Annotated in this window: 15 protein-coding genes and 1 pseudogene; 9 read left to right on the forward strand and 7 right to left on the reverse strand. The window is 59.0% G+C overall.

The window, feature by feature from the left end:
- The first annotated feature begins 191 nt into the window (after positions 1-191).
- Positions 192-2786, forward strand: a complete 2595-nt coding sequence (locus C1N84_RS19700) for a bifunctional diguanylate cyclase/phosphodiesterase (RefSeq protein WP_394541898.1) — start codon at positions 192-194, stop codon at positions 2784-2786.
- 30 nt (positions 2787-2816) lie between these two features.
- On the opposite strand, the gene C1N84_RS19705 is transcribed toward C1N84_RS19700, so the two are convergent.
- Genes C1N84_RS19705 through C1N84_RS19720 form a run of 4 tightly spaced genes read right to left on the reverse strand, consistent with a single transcriptional unit; the run spans position 2817 to position 6795 of the window.
- On the reverse strand, positions 2817-4130 hold the full coding sequence (locus C1N84_RS19705) for an MFS transporter (protein ID WP_058775067.1): 1314 nt from the start codon (positions 4128-4130) through the stop codon (positions 2817-2819).
- On the reverse strand, positions 4117-4758 hold the full coding sequence (locus C1N84_RS19710; RefSeq protein WP_166719256.1) for a DUF4286 family protein: 642 nt from the start codon (positions 4756-4758) through the stop codon (positions 4117-4119). The genes C1N84_RS19705 and C1N84_RS19710 overlap by 14 nt, the downstream gene beginning before the upstream one ends.
- Before the next feature lie 2 nt (positions 4759-4760).
- A complete protein-coding gene (locus C1N84_RS19715) occupies positions 4761-6104 on the reverse strand; it encodes an amidase (RefSeq protein ID WP_394541899.1) in 1344 nt (447 codons plus the stop codon).
- Positions 6105-6114: 10 nt separating this feature from the next.
- The gene (locus C1N84_RS19720; protein ID WP_264444551.1) at positions 6115-6795 is read right to left on the reverse strand and encodes a DUF2848 domain-containing protein; all 681 of its coding nucleotides are present in this window, start codon (positions 6793-6795) and stop codon (positions 6115-6117) included.
- A 114-nt stretch (positions 6796-6909) separates the two neighbouring features.
- On the opposite strand from C1N84_RS19720, the gene C1N84_RS19725 reads away from it, so the two are divergent.
- A complete protein-coding gene (locus tag C1N84_RS19725) occupies positions 6910-7584 on the forward strand; it encodes a GntR family transcriptional regulator (RefSeq protein ID WP_215481366.1) in 675 nt (224 codons plus the stop codon).
- Positions 7585-7586: 2 nt separating this feature from the next.
- Here C1N84_RS19725 and C1N84_RS19730 read toward each other — a convergent pair whose 3' ends face one another.
- Positions 7587-8606: a LacI family DNA-binding transcriptional regulator gene (locus C1N84_RS19730; RefSeq protein WP_394541900.1), complete on the reverse strand. Its 1020-nt coding sequence runs from the start codon at positions 8604-8606 to the stop codon at positions 7587-7589.
- 263 nt (positions 8607-8869) lie between these two features.
- On the opposite strand from C1N84_RS19730, the gene ascF reads away from it, so the two are divergent.
- The 5 genes and pseudogenes from ascF (at position 8870) to C1N84_RS19755 (ending at position 14342) form a co-directional block, all read left to right on the forward strand.
- Positions 8870-10309, forward strand: coding sequence for a PTS cellobiose/arbutin/salicin transporter subunit IIBC (gene ascF, locus C1N84_RS19735; RefSeq protein ID WP_215481367.1), 1440 nt, complete (start codon positions 8870-8872; stop codon positions 10307-10309).
- Between the two features lie 25 nt (positions 10310-10334).
- Positions 10335-11771, forward strand: a complete 1437-nt coding sequence (locus C1N84_RS19740; protein ID WP_264444545.1) for a 6-phospho-beta-glucosidase — start codon at positions 10335-10337, stop codon at positions 11769-11771.
- Between the two features lie 322 nt (positions 11772-12093).
- Positions 12094-12657, forward strand: a complete 564-nt coding sequence (locus tag C1N84_RS19745; RefSeq protein ID WP_058775074.1) for a YfiR family protein — start codon at positions 12094-12096, stop codon at positions 12655-12657.
- A 1-nt stretch (position 12658) separates the two neighbouring features.
- A pseudogene (locus tag C1N84_RS19750) lies at positions 12659-13872 on the forward strand (diguanylate cyclase domain-containing protein).
- A complete protein-coding gene (locus C1N84_RS19755; RefSeq protein WP_262264783.1) occupies positions 13869-14342 on the forward strand; it encodes an OmpA family protein in 474 nt (157 codons plus the stop codon). Before C1N84_RS19750 ends, C1N84_RS19755 begins: the two are co-directional and overlap by 4 nt.
- 8 nt (positions 14343-14350) lie before the next feature.
- Here C1N84_RS19755 and C1N84_RS19760 read toward each other — a convergent pair whose 3' ends face one another.
- The gene (locus tag C1N84_RS19760) at positions 14351-15307 is read right to left on the reverse strand and encodes an apurinic/apyrimidinic endonuclease family protein (protein WP_141496054.1); all 957 of its coding nucleotides are present in this window, start codon (positions 15305-15307) and stop codon (positions 14351-14353) included.
- Between the two features lie 105 nt (positions 15308-15412).
- Positions 15413-17443, reverse strand: coding sequence for a choline transporter (locus C1N84_RS19765; protein WP_021509525.1), 2031 nt, complete (start codon positions 17441-17443; stop codon positions 15413-15415).
- Positions 17444-17684: 241 nt separating this feature from the next.
- On the opposite strand from C1N84_RS19765, the gene betI reads away from it, so the two are divergent.
- Together betI and betB are read left to right on the forward strand one after the other, a co-directional pair.
- Entirely contained in the window at positions 17685-18281 is a 597-nt protein-coding gene (gene betI / locus C1N84_RS19770; protein ID WP_058758824.1) for a transcriptional regulator BetI, read from the forward strand.
- A 13-nt stretch (positions 18282-18294) separates the two neighbouring features.
- Entirely contained in the window at positions 18295-19767 is a 1473-nt protein-coding gene (betB, locus tag C1N84_RS19775; protein ID WP_215481370.1) for a betaine-aldehyde dehydrogenase, read from the forward strand.
- Positions 19768-19785 lie beyond the last annotated feature (18 nt).

Genomic DNA, 19785 nt, shown 5'->3' on the forward strand with positions numbered 1-19785 from the left:
AGGGCCTGTTATTAACAGACCTTATGCAGATCTGATTACACCACGGCATCGTCGGGCTTCTGGCCGAATATGCGATCTGTTTTTGCCGCTCCGCTCACGCTTTTTTTACTTTTTCGCCCAGGTTCGGCGCAGTCATGCCGATACTCATAACGTACTTATGAAATATCATTTTACTGGTTTGTGATAAGTCTATGATGGCGAAACGTTCACTGATGGATTTCCCGACCGATGGTCGAATGCGCGGACTGATGCGCCAGCCGATGCTGCTGATGGTGCTGCTGATTTTTCTCTCCTTTATGGTGGCGCTGGTGACGCTGTGCTTTATCGCCAGCGATCTCAACCAGCAGGAGGCGCGGCAAAACCGCCTGTTGCTGGAGAAGGCGTTGCAGACGCGTCAGGAAGTGATGCAGTTTCACCTCTCCGATAATGCAGAATGGGGCGAAGCCTACCAAAACCTGCACCGCACGCTGAATACCGACTGGGCGTGGACGCGGCAGAATCTGGGTGAGTCGCTGTTTCAGACCTTTGCCTACGAGGGCGTGTTTGTCATCGCGCCGCGCGGCGACACGGTTTACAGCGTGATCGACGGTCAGCTGCAGCATCGCGATTTCACCGGCTGGCTCGGTCGCCAGCAATTGCCCGCGCTGCGTCAGCAGTTGCAGCACAATGACGGTAAGGCGCTGTCGCGCTTTGTGGTGGTAAATCAGCAGTTAGTGCTGCTGTGCGCGGCCTGGATCACTACCGGTGGCGATAACAGCGTGCCGCAGGTGCCCGGTGCGCCATCGCTGATGATCTTTGCCGATCGCCTGACGCCGCAAAAATTACAGCAGCTGGGGCACGAGTACGGCATCAACGCACTGCGGGTGGAATTCGCTGCACCCCGTGCGCCAGTGGCAGAAAGTCTGCGCCTCGCCGCCGACGGCCATGACGCCACGCTGCGCTGGGCCAGCAGCAACCCCGGCGGTAAATTGCTGACCGCCCTGCTGCCGCTGCTGGTGATCGCCATGCTAATCACGCTGTATGGCGCCATCATGCTGATGCGCAACGCGCTGCGTAAAGCGCAGCTCAATGATGAAAATACGCTGCTACTGGCGCAAAGCCAGCGGGCGCTCAGCGCCAGCGAGCGCCGCTTCCGTGATATCGCCGAAATTACCACCGACTGGATTTGGGAGATGGACGACCAGCTGCGCTTTAGCTGGGTTTCCGGCCGTTTCCCGGTAGTTACCGGGTTTACCAGCGAGGAGTGGCTGCAGCGCACGCTACTGGATTTCCTGCTGTGCGATGAACACCAGCGCGCCCGGCTTTTACAGCTGGCAGAGTCGGGCGGTCAGCTCACGCTGAACGGCTGCCGCTATCTCTCCGCTCAGCATCAGCCGCGCTACTGCAATCTGACCCTCAAGCGCGTCAGCCTGGCGCACGGCGTCAGCGGCTTTCGCGGCAGCGCCAGCGACGTAACGCTGGAAGTTGAAGCGCAGGCGCGCGCGCACTATCTGTCGCACTTCGATGAACTGACCGGACTGGCCAACCGCGTGCAAATGCGCGAATTCCTCATGGGGCAGCTGAGCCTGCCGCTGCCGGCGCAGCCGCTGCTGGCGATGATTATGATCGACCTGGATAAATTCAAACCGGTCAATGATCTCTACGGTCATGCGGCGGGCGATCAGGTGCTGCATGCGGTATCAGATCGTATCCGGCGCACGCTCAACGGCAACGGCCTGGTGGCGCGGCTCGGCGGCGATGAGTTTGTGGTGATTCTGCCGGAGGCGGGCAGCCGCGAACAGGTCGACGCGCTGTGTCAGCAGCTCATCGCCCAGCTCAATCTGCCGTTCCCGGTGTACGACAACGACATCCACATCGGCGGCAGTCTCGGCATCGCGCTGGCCCCGCAGGATGCCGACAACGCCAGCGATTTGCTGCGCTTCGCCGACATCGCGCTGTATAAAGCGAAAAACAGCGGCCGCAACCAGTGGATATTTTTCGACCGTGACATGGAAGAGAAAATTGTGCAGCGGCGCGAAATGGAGCATGAGCTGCGCGCAGCGCTGCAGGAGAACCAGCTGCGGCTGGTGTATCAGACGCGCTATGACCTGATCGCGCAGCGCATCAGCGCGGTCGAGGCGCTGGTACGCTGGCAGCATCCGCGGCTGGGCTTACTGATGCCCGATCAGTTTATTCCGCTGGCCGAAGAGACCGGCCTGATCAGCGCGCTGAGCGACTGGGTGCTGCTCAATGCCTGTGAGGATATCGCCCGTTACCGGCCGGAAATGGCGGTTTCAGTGAATATTTCCGCCAGCGAGTTGCAGGATAGCGCCTTAGCCGAACGCATCACCCGGGTGCTGCAGCTCAGCGGTCTGCCGAGCCAGCGGCTGGAAATTGAAGTCACGGAAAACGCGCTGCTGAGCGATCCGGACAAAACCCTGGCGGTGATGCAGGCGGTGAAAGCGCTGGGGGTGAGATTTCTGATTGATGATTTTGGCACCGGCTATGCGTCGCTGTGCTACCTGCGCGCCTTCCCGTTCGATGGCATCAAAATCGATAAATCCTTTATTTTTCCGCTGGCCGATTCGCCCCAGGCGCGCCAGGTGGTGGAAAACATGATTGGACTCGGCAAAGCCTATTCCCTGTCGGTAACTGCGGAAGGCGTGGAAACGCCGGTGCAGATGTCGCAGCTGCAGGAGCTGGCGTGCGATGCCATTCAGGGTTACTACATCGGACGACCGCTGCCGCTGCCGCAAATCTCGACCGAGCCGCCGCAGAGTGAACCGGCGCTGCACATGAATATTTAATAAAAGGTGGCGATCCCTCGCCAGAGGTGATTACAGCGACTGGTGCGCGGTTTCTTTGGCTTTCCATAAGGCAAACAGGGTGATCGTCAGCGCCAGCGTCACGTACAGCGACACCCACAGCGTGCTGCCCAGCTCTTTGTACAGCGAGGTGATGATCAGCGGGGCAAAACCGCCGCCGATGATGCCGGCCAGCGTATAGGCCAGTGACGAACCGGCATAGCGCACGTGACTCGGGAACTGCTCGGTGACAAACGCCGCCTGCGGACCGTACATCATGGCGTGAATCAGCAGGCCGATCACCACTGCCAGCACAATCAGCCACGGCTGGGTGCTGTCGAGCAGGACAAAAAACACAAACGACCAGACAATAGCCAGCAGCGCGCCGGCAATGTACACCGGACGGCGGCCAAGGCGGTCGGACAGCGCGCCAAACAGCGGCACCGTCAACGCGTTGCCAATCGCGCCGACCATCGTCGCCATCAGCGCCAGCGGACGCGGCAGCTGTAGCACGGTGGTGACGTATGTCAGGGTGAACACCACTACCAGCGCGTACAGCACGTCGGAGCCGATGCGCGAGCCGCCGGCGATCAGCAGTTCACGTGGATAGCGCAGGAACACCTCTTTCAGCGGCGTGTGGCTGGTTTTCTCCGCCTGCTGCATCGCCACGAAAGTCGGGGTTTCTTCCACGCCACGCCGCAGCCACAGGCCAAACATCACCAGCAGCAGACTGAGCAGGAACGGGATGCGCCAGCCCCACTCCTGAAACTGTTCGCCGCTGAGTGACAACGTCACTAAAGTGATAAAGCCGGTGCCAATCAGCGTACCGCAGGAAGGCCCGACCTGGGCGAACGAGGCGTTACGCCCGCGCTTACTGGCTTCGCCGTGCTCCATGGAGAGCAACACCGCGCCGGCCCATTCGCCGCCCAGCGCGATGCCCTGCACAAAGCGCAGCGCCACCAGCAGAATCGGGCTCCAGATGCCCCACAGCGCATATCCGGGCAGCATGCCCATCAGCGCCGTGGTCACGCCCATGATCACCAGCGTGGTGATCAATACCGCCTTGCGCCCGGCGACATCCCCGAGATGGCCAAAGATAAAACCGCCCACCGGACGCGACACATAACCCACGGCGTAAGTTGAAAACGCCAGAATGGTGCCGACCAGCGGGTCGAAACTGGGGAAAAACACATGGTTAAACACCAGCGCCGCCATGATGTTGTAAACGGTAAAGTCGTACCACTCCAGCGCGGTGCCGATGGAGCTGGCCGCGGCAAGACGGCCGGTGTGGGTTTTCCCTGCTGCGGCACGCGCGGCGTGCGGCAGAGTTGAATCAGTATTCGCCATGAGCCATCTCCTGTTTAGTGAGCTGCCAGCTAAGCGCATAAAATTCAGCGCGGGCATTGAGCGCCTGTGACGCGGCGGCCGCCAGTGTCTGGCAGGCATCGGCGCACGAACAGCTGAGCAGCAGCATTGGCCGCATGGCGCGCTGCGCCCGATCTTCCTGCGGCAGCGGCGTGCTCAGCGTGGTGTCAGGCGTGAGTAAGCGCGAGGCGATATAGCCCGGCACCGTGGCAACCTGCTGCTGCCAGGCGTTGAGCGTTGCAGTTTCAATGCCAGCCTGTAGCGTCAGCACCGCAAGGTGGCTGCCGCTGCCCTGACCGTGCTGCTGAGTGATTGCACACACGCGGCGCATCGGTTTGATCATCCGCTCCAGGTTTTTTACCGACCACGGCGTCTGGCGCGTGAAGGCGGCGTAGTAATCGGCGCTGGTGAAGGTTTCCAGCGAGCGGGTTTCATACAGTCCGAGGTACTTGCGTTCAGCATCCAGCGCCTGATAGCGCGTGCCGCTGAGAAAGCCGTCGATGGCGACCCGCTCGGCGACATGTTCATGGTCATACCATTGATTGAAATCAGCTTCGTTTTCAGCGGCGACGTTTGTGGCGACGAACAGCATGCCGTGAGGATGTGTCATTTTCAGAGACTCCGTTGCAGGATGGATTCAAGCGCCAGCGCCCAGCTGAGCAGCGCGGCATCGTGGCCATGGGTGGCGGCCAGCATCAGACCCACCGGCGCACTGCCGGGCTGATGACAAGGCAGGGAGATGGCGCAGCCGTCCAGCATGTTGATCACGCTGGTGTTGCGCAGCATCAGCAGGTTGACCTGGCGATAGCGCTCCGGGTCGTCGAGTTCGGCGATGGTCGGCGCAATCAGCGGCACGGTGGGCAGCAGCAGGCCATCGAACGGTGCCACCGCCTGCTCCACCCGCTGCCGCCAGTCGGCGCGCTGCTGATACAACAGTTGTGCGTCGGCCTCGTTCAGCAACGCGCCGCGCTCAATGCGCATCCGTACCTGCGGGTCATAACCCGTCGCGTGCGACTGCAGCAGAGACTGATGCCACTGCCAGGCTTCCCAGGCGGTGATGCCGCCACGGGCGTTCATGGTTTCCAGTTCTGCCAGTTCAGACAGCGGCAGCTCGGTGAGCGTGGCACCTTGCGCGCGCAGCTGTGCCAGCGCGTGGTGCCACGCCTGGCTGACCGCGAGATCCAGCCCGTCCAGCACCCGGGTCTGTGGAATCGCAAAGTGCGCCCGCGTGATATCACGCTCTGCCAGCTGCAAAGGCCGATCGGCGATGACGCTGTCGAGCAGCCAGCAACTGCGCACGTCATGGGCAATTACGCCAATACTGTCGAGTGCCGCCGATAGCGGTAGCGTGCCGGCCTGATTGATGCGGCTGGCACTGGGTTTGAAGCCGGTCAGCCCGCACAGCGCCGCCGGTATCCGCACCGAGCCGCCGGTGTCCGTGCCGACCGCCGCGAGGCACATGCCGTCGGCCACCGCCACCGCCGCGCCGGATGAAGAACCGCCGGGAATGCGTTTTTCGCCGCGCTGCCATGGGTTAGCTGGCGTGCCGTAGTGCGGATTGATACCGAGCCCGGAAAAAGCGAACTCGGTCATGTTGGTTTTGCCGACGATAGCGGCACCGGCCTGTTTCAGCTGCTGCACGATATGCGCGTCGCGCGCAGCGGGCGGCGCATCCGCCAGCACGCGCGAGCCGGCGCAGGTGGGTTCGTCCGCCACATCAAACAGGTCTTTGATGCTGATTGGCAGTCCATCAATCGGGCTGCGCGGCTGTTGCTGTTGCCAGCGCGTATCAGCCTGCTGCGCCTGCTGAACGGCGCTGTTAGCATAGGTCCGCGTAAACACGCGTGCGCCTTCGCCCGACGGTTGCTCAGCGGCGCGTAGTGCCTGTTGCGTCGCGGCGCTTGCGGTGAGGTCTCCGGCGCGCAGTTGCTGGCTCGCCTGCCATAAGGTGGTCATACGCGTCTCCTCAGGCAATCACCGGCAGCGTGCCGGTGACATAGTGGTGTTCCAGCGTGCGATTCAGCAGCGGATCGTGCAGCGCCATGCGGAACTCGCTGGCCGGACGGATGCCGCCAATCGCGCTCAACGTGCCGCATGACATCGCAAAGCCTTCACTGACCGGGCGATCGCCAAAGTAGCGCGCCAGCAGATCCATCGGCGTGAGCAGAGACGCCAGCGTGCCCTGCTGATAAGTCACCCAGTCGCCGTTGACTTTGATCCACGCGCGCAGCTCCAGCCGATCCCAGTGCGGCTCAACCTCTGCCATACGCCACGCATGACCGGCGACCGGCTTAACGCAGGCCTGCTTCGACAGTGCCACGCTGAAGGTTTCCAGGTGACGGTCGGTGTGATCGGAAATCAGCGACACCCAGTATTCGCCGCGATGGAAAAACACAAACGGCTCGGCTTCGCCGGAGGTTTGCTCGCCCACCACTTCCAGCGGGCTGTGCTGCGCCAGCTGCTGAGTGGCTACGCGATAAAACAGCGGGACTGCACCAGGTGCGGGCACGCCCAGCGCCTCCAGCTCCCTGATATGGTGCAGCACCGCCGCCTGGTCGCGGCCTACCCATCCGGCAATGACCAGCTGCTTAATGTCGACATCCAGCACCGGGGCGCCTTGTGAGTCGGTTGTAAAGCGTAAATGCATGCGATGATCTCCTGATGAAAAATGCGTGTGAAATTTCACTGCAATTTCAAGATAGCCATTTTCATGCCAGGTTTTTGTGTAAGATGTCTCAGTACCCCAATAAGGATCTGCGTGATGAGTGATTCAGTTGCTGAAAATGTGAAGTCACAGGCCGGACAAAAAAGCGTTTCATTGAATGAACAGGCCTATCTGGCGTTCAGGCATCGCCTGATTACGCTGCGCTATAAGCCAGGTGAATATCTCAATACCGCGCAGGTGATGGAGGATCTGGCAATGGGCCGCACGCCGGTTAACCAGGCAGTACATCGGCTGGCGACTGAAGGGTTACTGCAGATTATCCCGCGTAAAGGGGTGATGGTGGCACCGCTGTCGATTGACGATGCGCTGGAGCTGATTGAAGTACGGCTGGTAAATGAAGCGCTGTGCCTGCGGCTGGCGACGCAGCGCGTGAATCCGGCGCAGATTGCCCAGCTACAGGCGCTGAATCAGCGCATCGCCGCCGCCAGTGTGGCGCGCGACCGTGAGCAGATGATGCTGCTGGACCGCGAGTTTCATCAGGTGCTGGCTGACATCGCCGGCAACGGTCGTCTGTCAGATATTCTCAGCATCATCCACGCCCAGGCGCAGCGCTTCTGGGCAACCACCCTGTCGAGCGTGCAGCACATGCAGGAGGTGATTGCCGAGCATGACGCAATCATTGCGGCGCTGGCGCAGGGTGACGTAACACGGGCAGAAGACGCCGCGCGCGTGCACATCTATTCGTTTAAGCAAGCGCTGCTGAACGCCTGATTTTAGCCAGGGTAAAACGGGCCGGGACCGACGGATTCGCGCAGAATCAGCTCGCCGGCAAAGGTTTTGCGGTTACGCATTTCGCCTCCGTCGAGCATCGACACCAGGCGTTCAATGGTTTCCTCGATCATGCCGGTCACCGGCATGCGCACGCTGGCCAGCGCCGGAATGGTATAGGGCGCCAGCGGAATATCGTCGAAACCCAGCACCGCCACCTGCTGCGGCACGCGGATGTTATGCGCCGCCAGCGCTTTCAGCGCGCCCACCGCCATCTCATCGTTACTGGCGACCAGCGCGCTGAACGGTTTACCACGCGCCAGCAGCGTTTCCACCGCCGCCGCCCCGTGCTGCGCCTGCCATTTGCCCTCCACCACCAGCGCGTCATCTGCCACCAGCTGATGCTGCGCCAGTGCCGCGTGATAACCGGCCAGGCGCTCGCGCCCGGTTGGCGAGTCAAGCGATCCGGTGATAAAAGCGATATCGCGATGGCCGAGCGCAATCAGCTGCGCCACCGCCTCGGCGCTGGTGCGCTGCTGATCGGAGTAGATGCAGTAACTGTCGTGCTGACGCAGTCGCCGGTTGATTACCAGAATCGGATGGCGGTGCTGGGCAATGATGCTGTCCATCTCATCGATGGTGAGAAAACGCGGATAGATGATCACGCCATCGCAGCGCAGATCGAGCAGAAACTGAATCGCCGTACGCTCCTCTTCGGCGCTGTGTTTGCCGTCCACCAGCAGTAGCTGACGGCCCTGCTGCTCAAGAATACGCGCCGAATGCTGCATCATTTCACTGAAATAGCTGCCGGTATACAGCGTGTTGGTGATCACCAGGCCAATGGTCTGGCTGGATTTAGTCGCCAGATTGCGCGCCAGCAAATTCGGCCGGAAGCCGGTCTCGGCAATCGCCTGGTACACCCGATCGCGCTTTTCCTGGCTGACGTAGCCGTTACCGGACAACACGCGCGACACCGTCGCTTTTGACACGCCGGCCTTTTTTGCCACCTCAAGTATGGTTGCCATGCTTCACTCTGCTTCGCTGCTCATCGCCTCAGTGTACCTAAGCGATGAATAAGACGGGGAATTTTCTTGTCGCCCTGCGCCTGCGGTTGAAGATCCCGCCGCCCGTCAGCCGATCAACATCACAAAATTAAAACGAAGATAGCGATTTTTCTTGTCTGAATGAATGCGCCTGTTCATGATTTTGTGAAACCGGTTTCTCATGAACACATAACAGCCAGACGAAACCGACGTTTCCTCTACCCTACAATCAGAGACAAACATTCATGGCGACCAACTACGCTGACGCCGCACGAGCCATTGTGGCCTCGCTCGGCGGATTAGAGAATATTGAAGCCGTTACCCACTGCATGACACGCCTGCGCTTCGTGGTGAAAGACAGCACGCGCGTCGACAACGCCACACTGAAAGCCATTCCCGGCGTGATGGGCGTGGTGCACACCGACAGTCAGTGTCAGGTGATCATCGGCAACAACGTCAATCTCGCCTTTCAGGAAGTGATGAAACTCGGCACGCCGGGCAACAGCGGCAGCGCGCCGGTGAAACGTAAAATCACGCTGCGCAGTATCGGCGCGGGCATTCTCGATGCGCTGGTCGGCACCATGTCACCGCTGATCCCGGCGATCATTGGCGGATCGATGGTGAAACTGCTGGCGATGATGCTGGAGATGAGCGGTGTGCTGCCCAAAGGCTCGTCGACGTTAATCATCCTGAATGTGATTGGTGACGGCGCCTTCTTCTTCCTGCCGGTGATGGTGGCGGCTTCGGCGGCGCTGAAATTTAAAACCAATATGTCGCTGGCGATTGCCATTGCCGGCGTGCTGGTGCATCCCAATTTTATCGACCTGATGGCCAAAGCGGCGCAGGGTCAGGTAGTGGAATTCGCCTCGGTGCCGGTCACTGCGGTGAAATACACCTACACGGTAATCCCCGCGCTGGTGATGACGTGGATTCTGTCGCACATCGAATACTGGGTCGATCGCTTTACCCCGGCGGTGACCAAAAACTTCCTTAAACCGATGCTGATTGTGCTGATTGCTGCCCCCATCGCCATCGTCTTTATTGGCCCGCTCGGTATCTGGATCGGTAGCGGCATTTCGGCGCTGGTGTATACCATTCACGGTTATCTCGGCTGGCTGTCGGTGGCGATCATGGGCGGTCTGTGGCCGCTGCTGGTAATGACCGGCATGCATCGCGTGTTTACCCCGACCATTATTCAGACCATAGCTGAGACCGGCAAAGAAGGCATGGTGATGCCGTCAGAAATTGGCGCCAACCTGTCACTGGGCGGCTCATCGCTGGCGGTGGCGTTCAAAACCAAAAATCCGGAACTGCGGCAGACGGCGTTCGCGGCGGCAGCTTCCGCCATCGTCGCCGGCATTTCCGAACCAGCGCTGTACGGCGTGGCGGTGCGCCTGAAGCGTCCGCTGATTGCCAGCCTGATCAGCGGCTTTATCTGTGGCGCGGTGGCCGGCATTGGCGGCCTCGCCAGCCACTCGATGGCCTCACCGGGCCTGTTTACCAGCGTACAGTTTTTCGATCCCACCAACCCGATGAGCATCGTCTGGGTGGCTGGCGTGATGGTGCTGTCAGTGGTGCTGTCGTTCATTCTGACGCTGATTCTTGGCTTTGAAGATATTCCGGTGACGGAGACCGCGCCGCGCCCCGGTAAGCCGGAAGCGGCAAAGCCGCTCAGCGCGAATTAATAATGGACTGTGATTGAGGTGAGTGATGTCTGAAGTGACATTTCCTGCGGGATTTTTATGGGGCGGCGCGTTAGCCGCCAACCAGTCAGAGGGGAGTTATCGCGCCGGTGGTAAAGGCTTAACCACGGTGGATATGATTCCACACGGCGAGCACCGCATGGCGGTGAAGCTGGGGCTGGAGCCGCGCTATACGCTGCGCGACGATGAGTTCTATCCGAGCCACGACGCCATCGATTTTTATCACCGCTATAAAGAAGATATCGCCCTGATGGCGGAGATGGGCTTCACGGTGTTTCGCACCTCCATCGCCTGGAGCCGCATTTATCCCAACGGCGATGAGCTGACGCCGAACGCGGAAGGTATCGCCTTCTATCGCAGCGTATTTGAGGAGTGCCGCAAATACGGCATCGAACCGCTGGTCACGCTGTGTCACTTCGATGTGCCAATGCATCTGGTCACCGAATACGGCTCGTGGCGCAACCGTAAAATGATCGATTTCTTTGCCCGCTACGCCCGCACCTGCTTCGAAGCGTTTGATGGTCTGGTGAAATACTGGCTGACCTTCAATGAGATCAATATTCTGCTGCACAGCCCGTTCTCCGGTGCCGGTCTGGTGTTCGCGCCGGATGAACATCACGAACAGGTGAAATATCAGGCAGCGCATCATGAACTGGTCGCCAGCGCGCTGGTAACCAAAATCGCCCATGAGATCAATCCGCAGAATCAGATTGGCTGCATGCTGGCCGGCGGCAACTTTTATCCGTGGTCCTGCAAGCCGGAAGATGTGTGGGCCGCGTTACAGAAAGATCGCGAGAACTTATTCTTTATCGATGTCCAGGCGCGCGGCGCTTATCCCGCTTACGCCGCCCGGGTATTCCGCGAGAAAGGCGTGGAGATTGTCATGGCGGAGGGCGATAGCGAACTGCTGCGCCACACCGTCGATTTCATCTCCTTCAGCTATTACGCCTCGCGCTGCGCGTCGGCAGAGATGAATGAACAGAACAGCAGCGCCGCCAACGTGGTGAAGTCGCTGACCAATCCGCATCTGGCGCGCAGCTCCTGGGGCTGGGGCATTGATCCCCTTGGCCTGCGCATCACCATGAATATGATGTACGACCGCTATCAGAAGCCGCTGTTTCTGGTGGAAAACGGTCTCGGCGCGCACGATGAAATCAATGCCAGCGGGGAAATTGCAGACGATTACCGCATCAGCTACCTGCAACAGCACATTCGCGCCATGGGTGAAGCGATTGCTGACGGCGTGCCGGTGATGGGCTACACCACCTGGGGCTGCATCGATCTGGTCGCGGCGTCGACCGGTGAAATGAGTAAACGCTACGGATTTGTCTATGTCGATCGCGACGACCACGGCAACGGCACGCTCAACCGGCTGCGCAAAAAATCCTTCTGGTGGTATCAGCGGGTCATTGCCAGCAACGGCCGGGATTTGGATTTTAATTAAAAAAATGCGGTGAATGGCGCTGAATGATTGTTCAATTCAGGGCCATTGCGCCACAAAGGGAATATCCGGCGGCGCCGGGCAAATCATTTTACGAAAAATCGCGCCGCTGCGCTAATTTTGCTGCGGGCATATCCGGCAGAATTCAGCCTTAATAGGCTTATTATGCTGCGTTTTTATTCATTACTCTTTTAACTCTCTATTTAAATCCGGTCCTGACGAATTTATTCTACCCTGCCTGATCGCGGTATCAGCGCCTGTACGGCGGTACTCTTTTGTACAGCGCGATGGTACTATTTCCCGGTTGCTGTTCAGAGATAGCGCTATGTTACAACTACAATTAAAGGTGAAGGGCGACAGCCAGCTGCTCTATTTATTGCAGGGCTTACGCGCATTTCTTCCCGTATTTTCTCTCATTTATCTCCTCTGTTTTCCTGCTGCTCAGGCGGCAAACAGTGCGGTTCAGCGTGACGATCAGGCTAACCGCATCGTCAGCGGCATCATCAGTTTTAGCCACTGGCCACAGTTAACACAGCCGCCACAGCTGTGCGTATTCGCTTCAGCACAGCACCTTGCGCAGCCTCAGGGCCCGACGCCGTTCAGCGTGGTGTGGATTAACCAGACCAGCGAACTCAGCCGCCAGCGCTGCGATGCCATTTACTTCGGCGATCAGACGCCGCAGCAGCAAACTGAACTGCTGGCGATGCTACAGGGTAAAGCCGTCCTGTCCATCGCGGAAAACAACCCGGACTGTGCGGTTGGCGCGGCCTTTTGTCTGATCTTTAACCGCGATCACACCGCATTTTCCGTCAACCTTGACTCGCTGGCGCGCAGCGGTGTCAGAGTGAGCCCGGACGTGTTGTTGCTGTCCCGCAAAGGAAGCAAATAAGATGAAGTTTGATAGCATAAAAAAGATAAATCATCGATTCGCAATAAGTTGCGTCGTATCAGCACCGTCAATGCCGCCGTGATATTACTGCTGTGCTGGCTGCTGCTGACATCGACGTCTTTACTGTTTATTAAACGCTATGAGAAAAGAAACCTCGAACTCATTGCCGCCACACTCAGCACCAGCCTGACCGCCGCGACGGTATTTGAAGACAGCTATGATGCCCGCAACAAAATAGCCCTGCTCGGCAATGAAGGGATGTTTGCCTCCGCGAAGCTGGTCACGGCGGGCAATACCGTACTGGTGGACTGGCACGATCGCCAGCAAGAGAGCGGCTGGTATGAAACGCTACTGCGTCGCTGGATCTATCAGCAGCCGCTGGCGGTGGAAATTAATCACGCCGAAACCCAGGTCGGCCATTTAATGCTGGCCGGCACCGTCAGCGGTGCGGCCGACTTTATTCGCTATTCGGTGATGATTTTATCCATCGGTATGCTGTGCGTGCTGGTGATTTCCTGCCTGCTGAGTGAATTTCTGCATCGCGGTATCCTGCGCTCGCTGCGCAATATCACCAGCGCCATCCATTACGTGATTCGCTCTGGCGATTTCTCGACGCGCGTACCGCAAAATCCGACCAAAGAGTTTCAGCTGTTTTCCGAAGATCTCAACTCGCTGCTGAGTGAAATGCAGACGCTAAAAGCCTCGCTGCTACGCGATAACCGTTCACTGGCGGCCAAAGCGCTGGAGGATCCGTTAACCGGACTGGCCAACCGCTCGGCGTTTGTTGGCCGCCTGTCGCAGTTGCTCGATCAGCAGCTGGCGCATGAGAATTTTGTGCTGCTGTTTCTCGACGGCGATCGCTTCAAGAGCATTAACGATAACTGGGGCCATGCCGCCGGTGATGAAGTGTTGAAGGCCATCGCGGCGCGCCTCAGCGCGCTGGCGTATCAGGACGATCTGGTGGCGCGGCTGGGCGGTGACGAGTTTGCCATGCTGATCACCAGCCGCACCTCAGAAGCCGATCTGCAGCAGCTGACGGAAGATATTCGTACCGCAATCGCGCAATCGATTGTGATTTCGGAAGGCACGCAGATCACCACATCGGTGACCATCGGCTACGCCTGGTCGCAGCATGGCGATTCGGTGGCGTCGATTCTGGAGCGCGCCGATATGCACATGTATAAAAACAAAGGAATGAGTAAGGTACGCGTATGAAACTGAAATCATGTTTGCTGGTTATGGTGCTGGCCTGTGTCGGCTGTCAGTCAACCGGGCGTTTTAGCGACGCGCAGATTAAAGCGATGCGCGAGGCCGGCTTCAGCGAAAACGCCGAAGGCTGGGGACTGGGCCTGTCCGATAAAATCCTGTTTGGCATCAATGAATCTGACCTGACGCCCGCCAGCAAAGCCAGCATTGCGCAGATGGCGAAAAACCTGGCCGCTACCGGCATCGAACATCTGCGCGTTGACGGCCACACCGATAACTACGGCAAAGCGGATTACAACCAGCAGCTGTCGCTGAAACGCGCCAACGCGGTGGCCGATCAGTGGGCCACCGGCGCGGCGATTCCACGGCAAAACATCGTGACGCGCGGGCTGGGCATGAGCGCGCCGGTCGCCAGCAATAACACTGCGCAGGGCCGGGCGCAAAATCGCCGCGTCGCCATTGTGATCACGGCGCCGTAAGCGGTTAATCAGCGCGTCTGCGCATAGTCATACAGGCGATCGCGCGCGAGGTTCTTCATTTTGACTTCGCACATGATGTCGAAGCGATCAAACGACAGCGCCCAGTCATTCAGCGTCTGGTTGAAATAGTAGTCAGAATGGGCGCGCAGCTTCGGCTTAGAGGCGGCAAGTTGCTCCTGATCGGGAAAGCCGCTCTCCGGGATCAGCCCTTCCTGGGCGATCGAATAGTGCAGCACCGGCCGCACGCCGCGCCACGACTCCAGAATCAGCGCCACGCGTTCATCGCTGGCCTGAATAAACTGATTCTCTTTCACCCAGTGATGGTGAATATCCAGTACCACCGGACACAGCGCACGCGCCTGCAAGACGTCATCCAGCGAGCAGGAAATTTCGTCATTTTCCACCGTCAGCATATTGCGGGCTTCCGGGCTGAGGCGCATAAACGCCGCGCGAAAACCCTCAATACCGCGTTTGCCGTTCATGTGGATGTTGATTTTGAAATCCTGAAACTGCCTGCCGTAGCCCATCAGCACCGCGCACAGCGTGTGGTACTCGACATCCTCCAGCGCCCGATCCACCACGTCATCATTATCCGAAGCCAGCACCGTATACTGGCCGGGATGGAACGACAGGCGAATGTTGTGCGCGCGGGCCAATTCGCCGCAGCGGCTAAACAGCGGCTGCAGCTCGGGCAGAATATCGCCATACAGTTCTGTGGCCAGCGGCACGGTGTACAGCGGCAGCAGATCGCTGCCGATGCGCATCATGCGTAATGCATCCGGCTGCTGCGCCAGCTGTTCCAGCGTCAGAGAGAGGTTCTGCAGGTTATTTTGTGCCAGTGCCAGTAGCAGCGTGGCCGCCGCGTTACGCTCCATAGCGAGAAAGCGTGTGCGGGTGGTGGTTTTAAATGGAAATGGCTGTTTAGCCTCAGAATCAAAGTACTTACACGCAAAACCCAATTTCATTATGTTCCCCTTCAGGTCAGCTAGTGAGTCTAGCTGCCGCTGGCAATTATGCGAGGAACGCCACGTGATTAAACGGGCAGCCGCCTTGCACGGCTGCCCGCACTGTTACACGCTCGGGTAAGTGATATTGCTGCCCGGCGCTTCACGATGCAGATGGATAAAGTTCAGGTGACGCTCGTACTGATCGAGAATGTCGATGATCACCTGCTCCTTGTTGTAGTCCATCAGATCGTTACCCTGGCTGCCCTCCAGCAGGAAGGTTTCCAGCCGGTAATAGTGCGACTTACCGCTGCGGGCGCGATAGGTAAAGCCCGGTACCGAGTACTGCTGCGGCCACACCTGATAGACGAAATCCTGCTCCTCGCCGAGGTGCACGCGCAGATCAAGGTAGCCCAGCGGCTGGCCCTCTTCCGGCGCAACGCTCTCCAGCGATACGCGACCGCCGCGCAGCTCCAGCTCTTTGGCGACATCCTGCATCGCCGGATAGATCACCGTTTCCATCATCTGCTGGGTATAGCGCGTGCCCGGGTAGTTCATCAGGCGCGACAGCCGCTTTTTCCAGCTCAAACGGTCATTGCTCGCCGGAATATAGGGCGCGGTATCACGGCTGGCGCTGGCGCGGCGGTGATCTTCCACTTTGAGTGATTTATACAGCCCGGCCATCACAAAGAAGATCACGAAGCTGAACGGCAGGCCCATGATCACCGTGGTGTTTTGCAGCGCAGAGATGCCGTTGGTCATCAGCATACCCATGGTCAGCACGCCAATCGCCACCGACCAGAAAATGCGCAGCCAGTTTGGCGCATCGCTGTTGATATCCTTCAGCTTCGAGGTGAAGTTCCCCAGCACCAGCGAGCCGGAATCCGCCGAAGTAACATAAAACAGCATGCCGGTAATGGTGGCGACCGAGGCGCTGAACTTAAACGCCGGGTACTGCGCCAGCAGGCTGTAGAACCCGCGCTCGGCATGCGCCATCACTTCCTGGGCAAAACCGGCATCGCCGTGGATGATCTCGTACAGCGCCGCGTTACCGAACACCGACAGCCACAGCAGCGTGAAGGTGAACGGGATAATCAGCGTGCCGAGCACAAACTCACGGATGGTGCGGCCTCGGGAAATACGGGCGAGGAACAGGCCGACAAACGGCGACCACGCCACCCACCACGCCCAGAAAAAAAGCGTCCAGCTATTCATCCACTGCGTCGGACGATCAAACGCAAAGGTGTTGAGCGTCATGCCCATAAAGCGGTTGATGTAATCACCGACGTTCAGCACCAGCGCGTTGAGCAGGAAATCCGTCTTGCCCATAAACAGCACAAACAGAATCAGACCAAGCGCCAGCGCGACATTCAGCTCCGACAGGATGCGGATGCCTTTATCCACGCCCGAGGTCACTGAAATGGTGGCGATCACCACCGACAGTACAATCAGCGCCATCTGCGCCGTCAGCCCTTCCGGCACATCAAATAACACTTTCAGCCCGTAGTTGAGCTGTACCACGCCGATACCCAGCGTGGTGGCGATACCAAAAATGGTACCGATCACCGCCGCGATATCCACCGTGTGGCCAATCGGGCCGTTAATACGTTTGCCAAAAATCGGATAGAGCGCCGAGCGAATAGTGAGCGGCAGATTATAGCGGTAGCTGAAGTAGCCGAGCGCGATGCCCATCAGCGCATACATCGACCAGCCGGTCAGACCGTAGTGAAACAGCGTCCACACCATCGCCTGACGCGCCGCTTCCAGGGTCTGACCGGCCCCTTCCGGCGGCTGCATATACTGCGTGACCGGTTCCGCCACCGAGAAGAACATCAAATCGATGCCGATGCCGGCGGCAAACAACATCGCCGACCAGCTCAGCAGACTGAATTCGGGTTTGGACTGCTCCGGGCCCAGCTTGATGGCGCCGTAGCGTGAACAGGCCATATAGATGACGAAGACGATATACAGCGTGGCGGCCAGCATGTAGTACCAGCCAAAAGTGGACGATACCCAGTTGACGGCGCTCTGGATCCAGCCGGCAGCGAGATCGCTGTACAAAATGGTGACAAGTGAAAATGTCAGAATCAGTCCGGCAGAGGTGTAAAACACCACGGGATTGATTCTGTCTTTTTCACTGGCAGGTGGATTAATCATCGGTTACCTCTGGTTAATTTCCTGTAATTATTCAATGAAGTAGCAGGGCCGTAGCGATCGGCCTTATCGGTATCGTTCTCCTGTTTTCCCTCCTGATTGTTCGGCACGGTTCAGTATTCACCTTCCCGTTGCGCTTTCATAACAACCGAAGCACAGTATCCTAACAAGTTTCTTTTTTATATTGAACGTGCAATCAAAAAAAGTTTTAATAGGGGTCTTACATTGCGGTGGAGCTGGAGTCATGCCAAAGGTGGGAATGCAGCCGATACGTCGTCGGCAACTGATTGATGCGACCCTGAGTACCATTAACGAAGTCGGGATCAATGACGCGACCATTGCGCAGATTGCGCGGCGCGCCGGCGTCTCGACCGGCATCATCAGCCACTACTTCAAAGACAAAAACGGTTTGCTGGAAGCCACCATGCGCGACGTGACGCGTCAGCTGCGTGATGCGGTGGCGGCACGACTGAAACCGCTGGCGGGAGCCGGCACCGAAGCGCGCCTGCTGGCGATTGTCGAAGGTAACTTCGACGACACCCAGGTGCACAGCGCGGCGATGAAAGCGTGGCTGGACTTCTGGGCCAGCAGCATGCATCAGCCGCAGCTGGGTCGCCTGGAACGCGTCAGCAGCCGTCGCCTGTTTTCCACGCTCGCTGCCGAGTTTCGCCGCGAGCTGCCGCGTGAGCAGGCGCGGCTGGCCGCGCACGGTCTGGCCTCGCTGATTGATGGCCTGTGGCTGCGCGCCGCGCTGAGCGGCAAACCGTTTGATCTGGCGATTGCCAGAACGCTCACCACCCAATTCATTCGCCAGCAGCTGGCTGGCGCCGCGAATCACTGAGGAAGGAGCAACCATGTCCCGATTCACCGAGCAGCATTTATACATTGATGGTCAATACGTTGCCGCAGCAGCGGGCGACACATTCCAGACCATCAGCCCGGCCAATGGCGAAGTGCTGGCCGAGGTCCATGAAGCCGCGCAGGCGGATGTCGATCGCGCGGTCGCCGCCGCGCAAAAAGGCCAGAAAATCTGGGCGGCCATGACGGCGATGGAGCGGTCACGCATCCTGCGCCGTGCGGTGGATATCCTGCGCGAGCGTAACGATGAGCTGGCGGCGCTGGAAACCCTCGACACCGGTAAACCGCTGAGTGAAACCCAGGCGGTGGACATTGTTACCGGTGCCGATGTGCTGGAGTACTACGCCGGCCTGATCCCGGCGCTTGAAGGCCAGCAGATCCCGCTGCGTGATACCTCCTTCGTCTATACGCGCCGCGAACCGCTTGGTGTGGTCGCCGGTATTGGCGCATGGAACTATCCGATTCAGATCGCGCTGTGGAAATCTGCACCGGCGCTGGCGGCTGGTAACGCGATGATCTTTAAACCCAGCGAAGTGACGCCGCTGAGCGCGCTGAAGCTGGCAGAAATCTACAGCGAAGCCGGCGTACCGGATGGCGTGTTCAACGTGCTGAACGGACGCGGCGCGGTGACCGGTCAGCTGCTGACCGACCATCCGGGCATCGACAAAATCTCCTTCACCGGCGGCGTGGCCAGCGGCAAAAAAGTGATGGCCAACGCGGCCGGCTCCACGCTGAAAGAGGTGACCATGGAGCTGGGCGGCAAATCGCCGCTGATCGTGTTTGACGACGCCGACCTCGATCTCGCCGCCGACATCGCCATGATGGCGAACTTCTACAGCTCCGGCCAGGTGTGCACCAACGGCACGCGCGTGTTTGTGCCGACGGCATTGCAGCAGGCGTTTGAGGCAAAAATCGCTGAACGCGTGGCACGCATCAAAGCCGGCGATGTCAACGATCCGGCCACCAACTTTGGCCCGCTGGTCAGCTTCCCGCACCGTGACAATGTGTTGCGCTATATCGAATCCGGCATCAGCGAAGGCGCGCGCCTGCTGTGCGGCGGAAAACGCATGAGCGGCGCAGCGTTTGATAACGGTGCCTGGGTAGAACCGACCGTGTTCACCGATTGCCGTGATGAAATGACCATCGTGCGCGAAGAGATTTTCGGACCGGTGATGTCGATCCTGACCTACGACAGCGAGGAAGAAGTGGTGCGCCGCGCCAATGCCACCGAATACGGCCTGGCGGCGGGTCTGGTCACCCGGGATCTGAATCGCGCGCACCGCGTCATTCACCAGATTGAAGCGGGCATTTGCTGGATCAACACCTGGGGGGAATCCGCCGCTGAAATGCCGGTGGGCGGTTACAAGCACTCCGGTATTGGCCGCGAGAATGGCCTGATGACGCTGCAGAGCTACACCCAGGTGAAATCTGTGCAGGTCGAACTGACCCGTTTTCAGTCGGTATTTTAATCAAGCTTAACCTGAGGA

The organism is Pantoea sp. SGAir0418 (assembly GCF_043529865.1).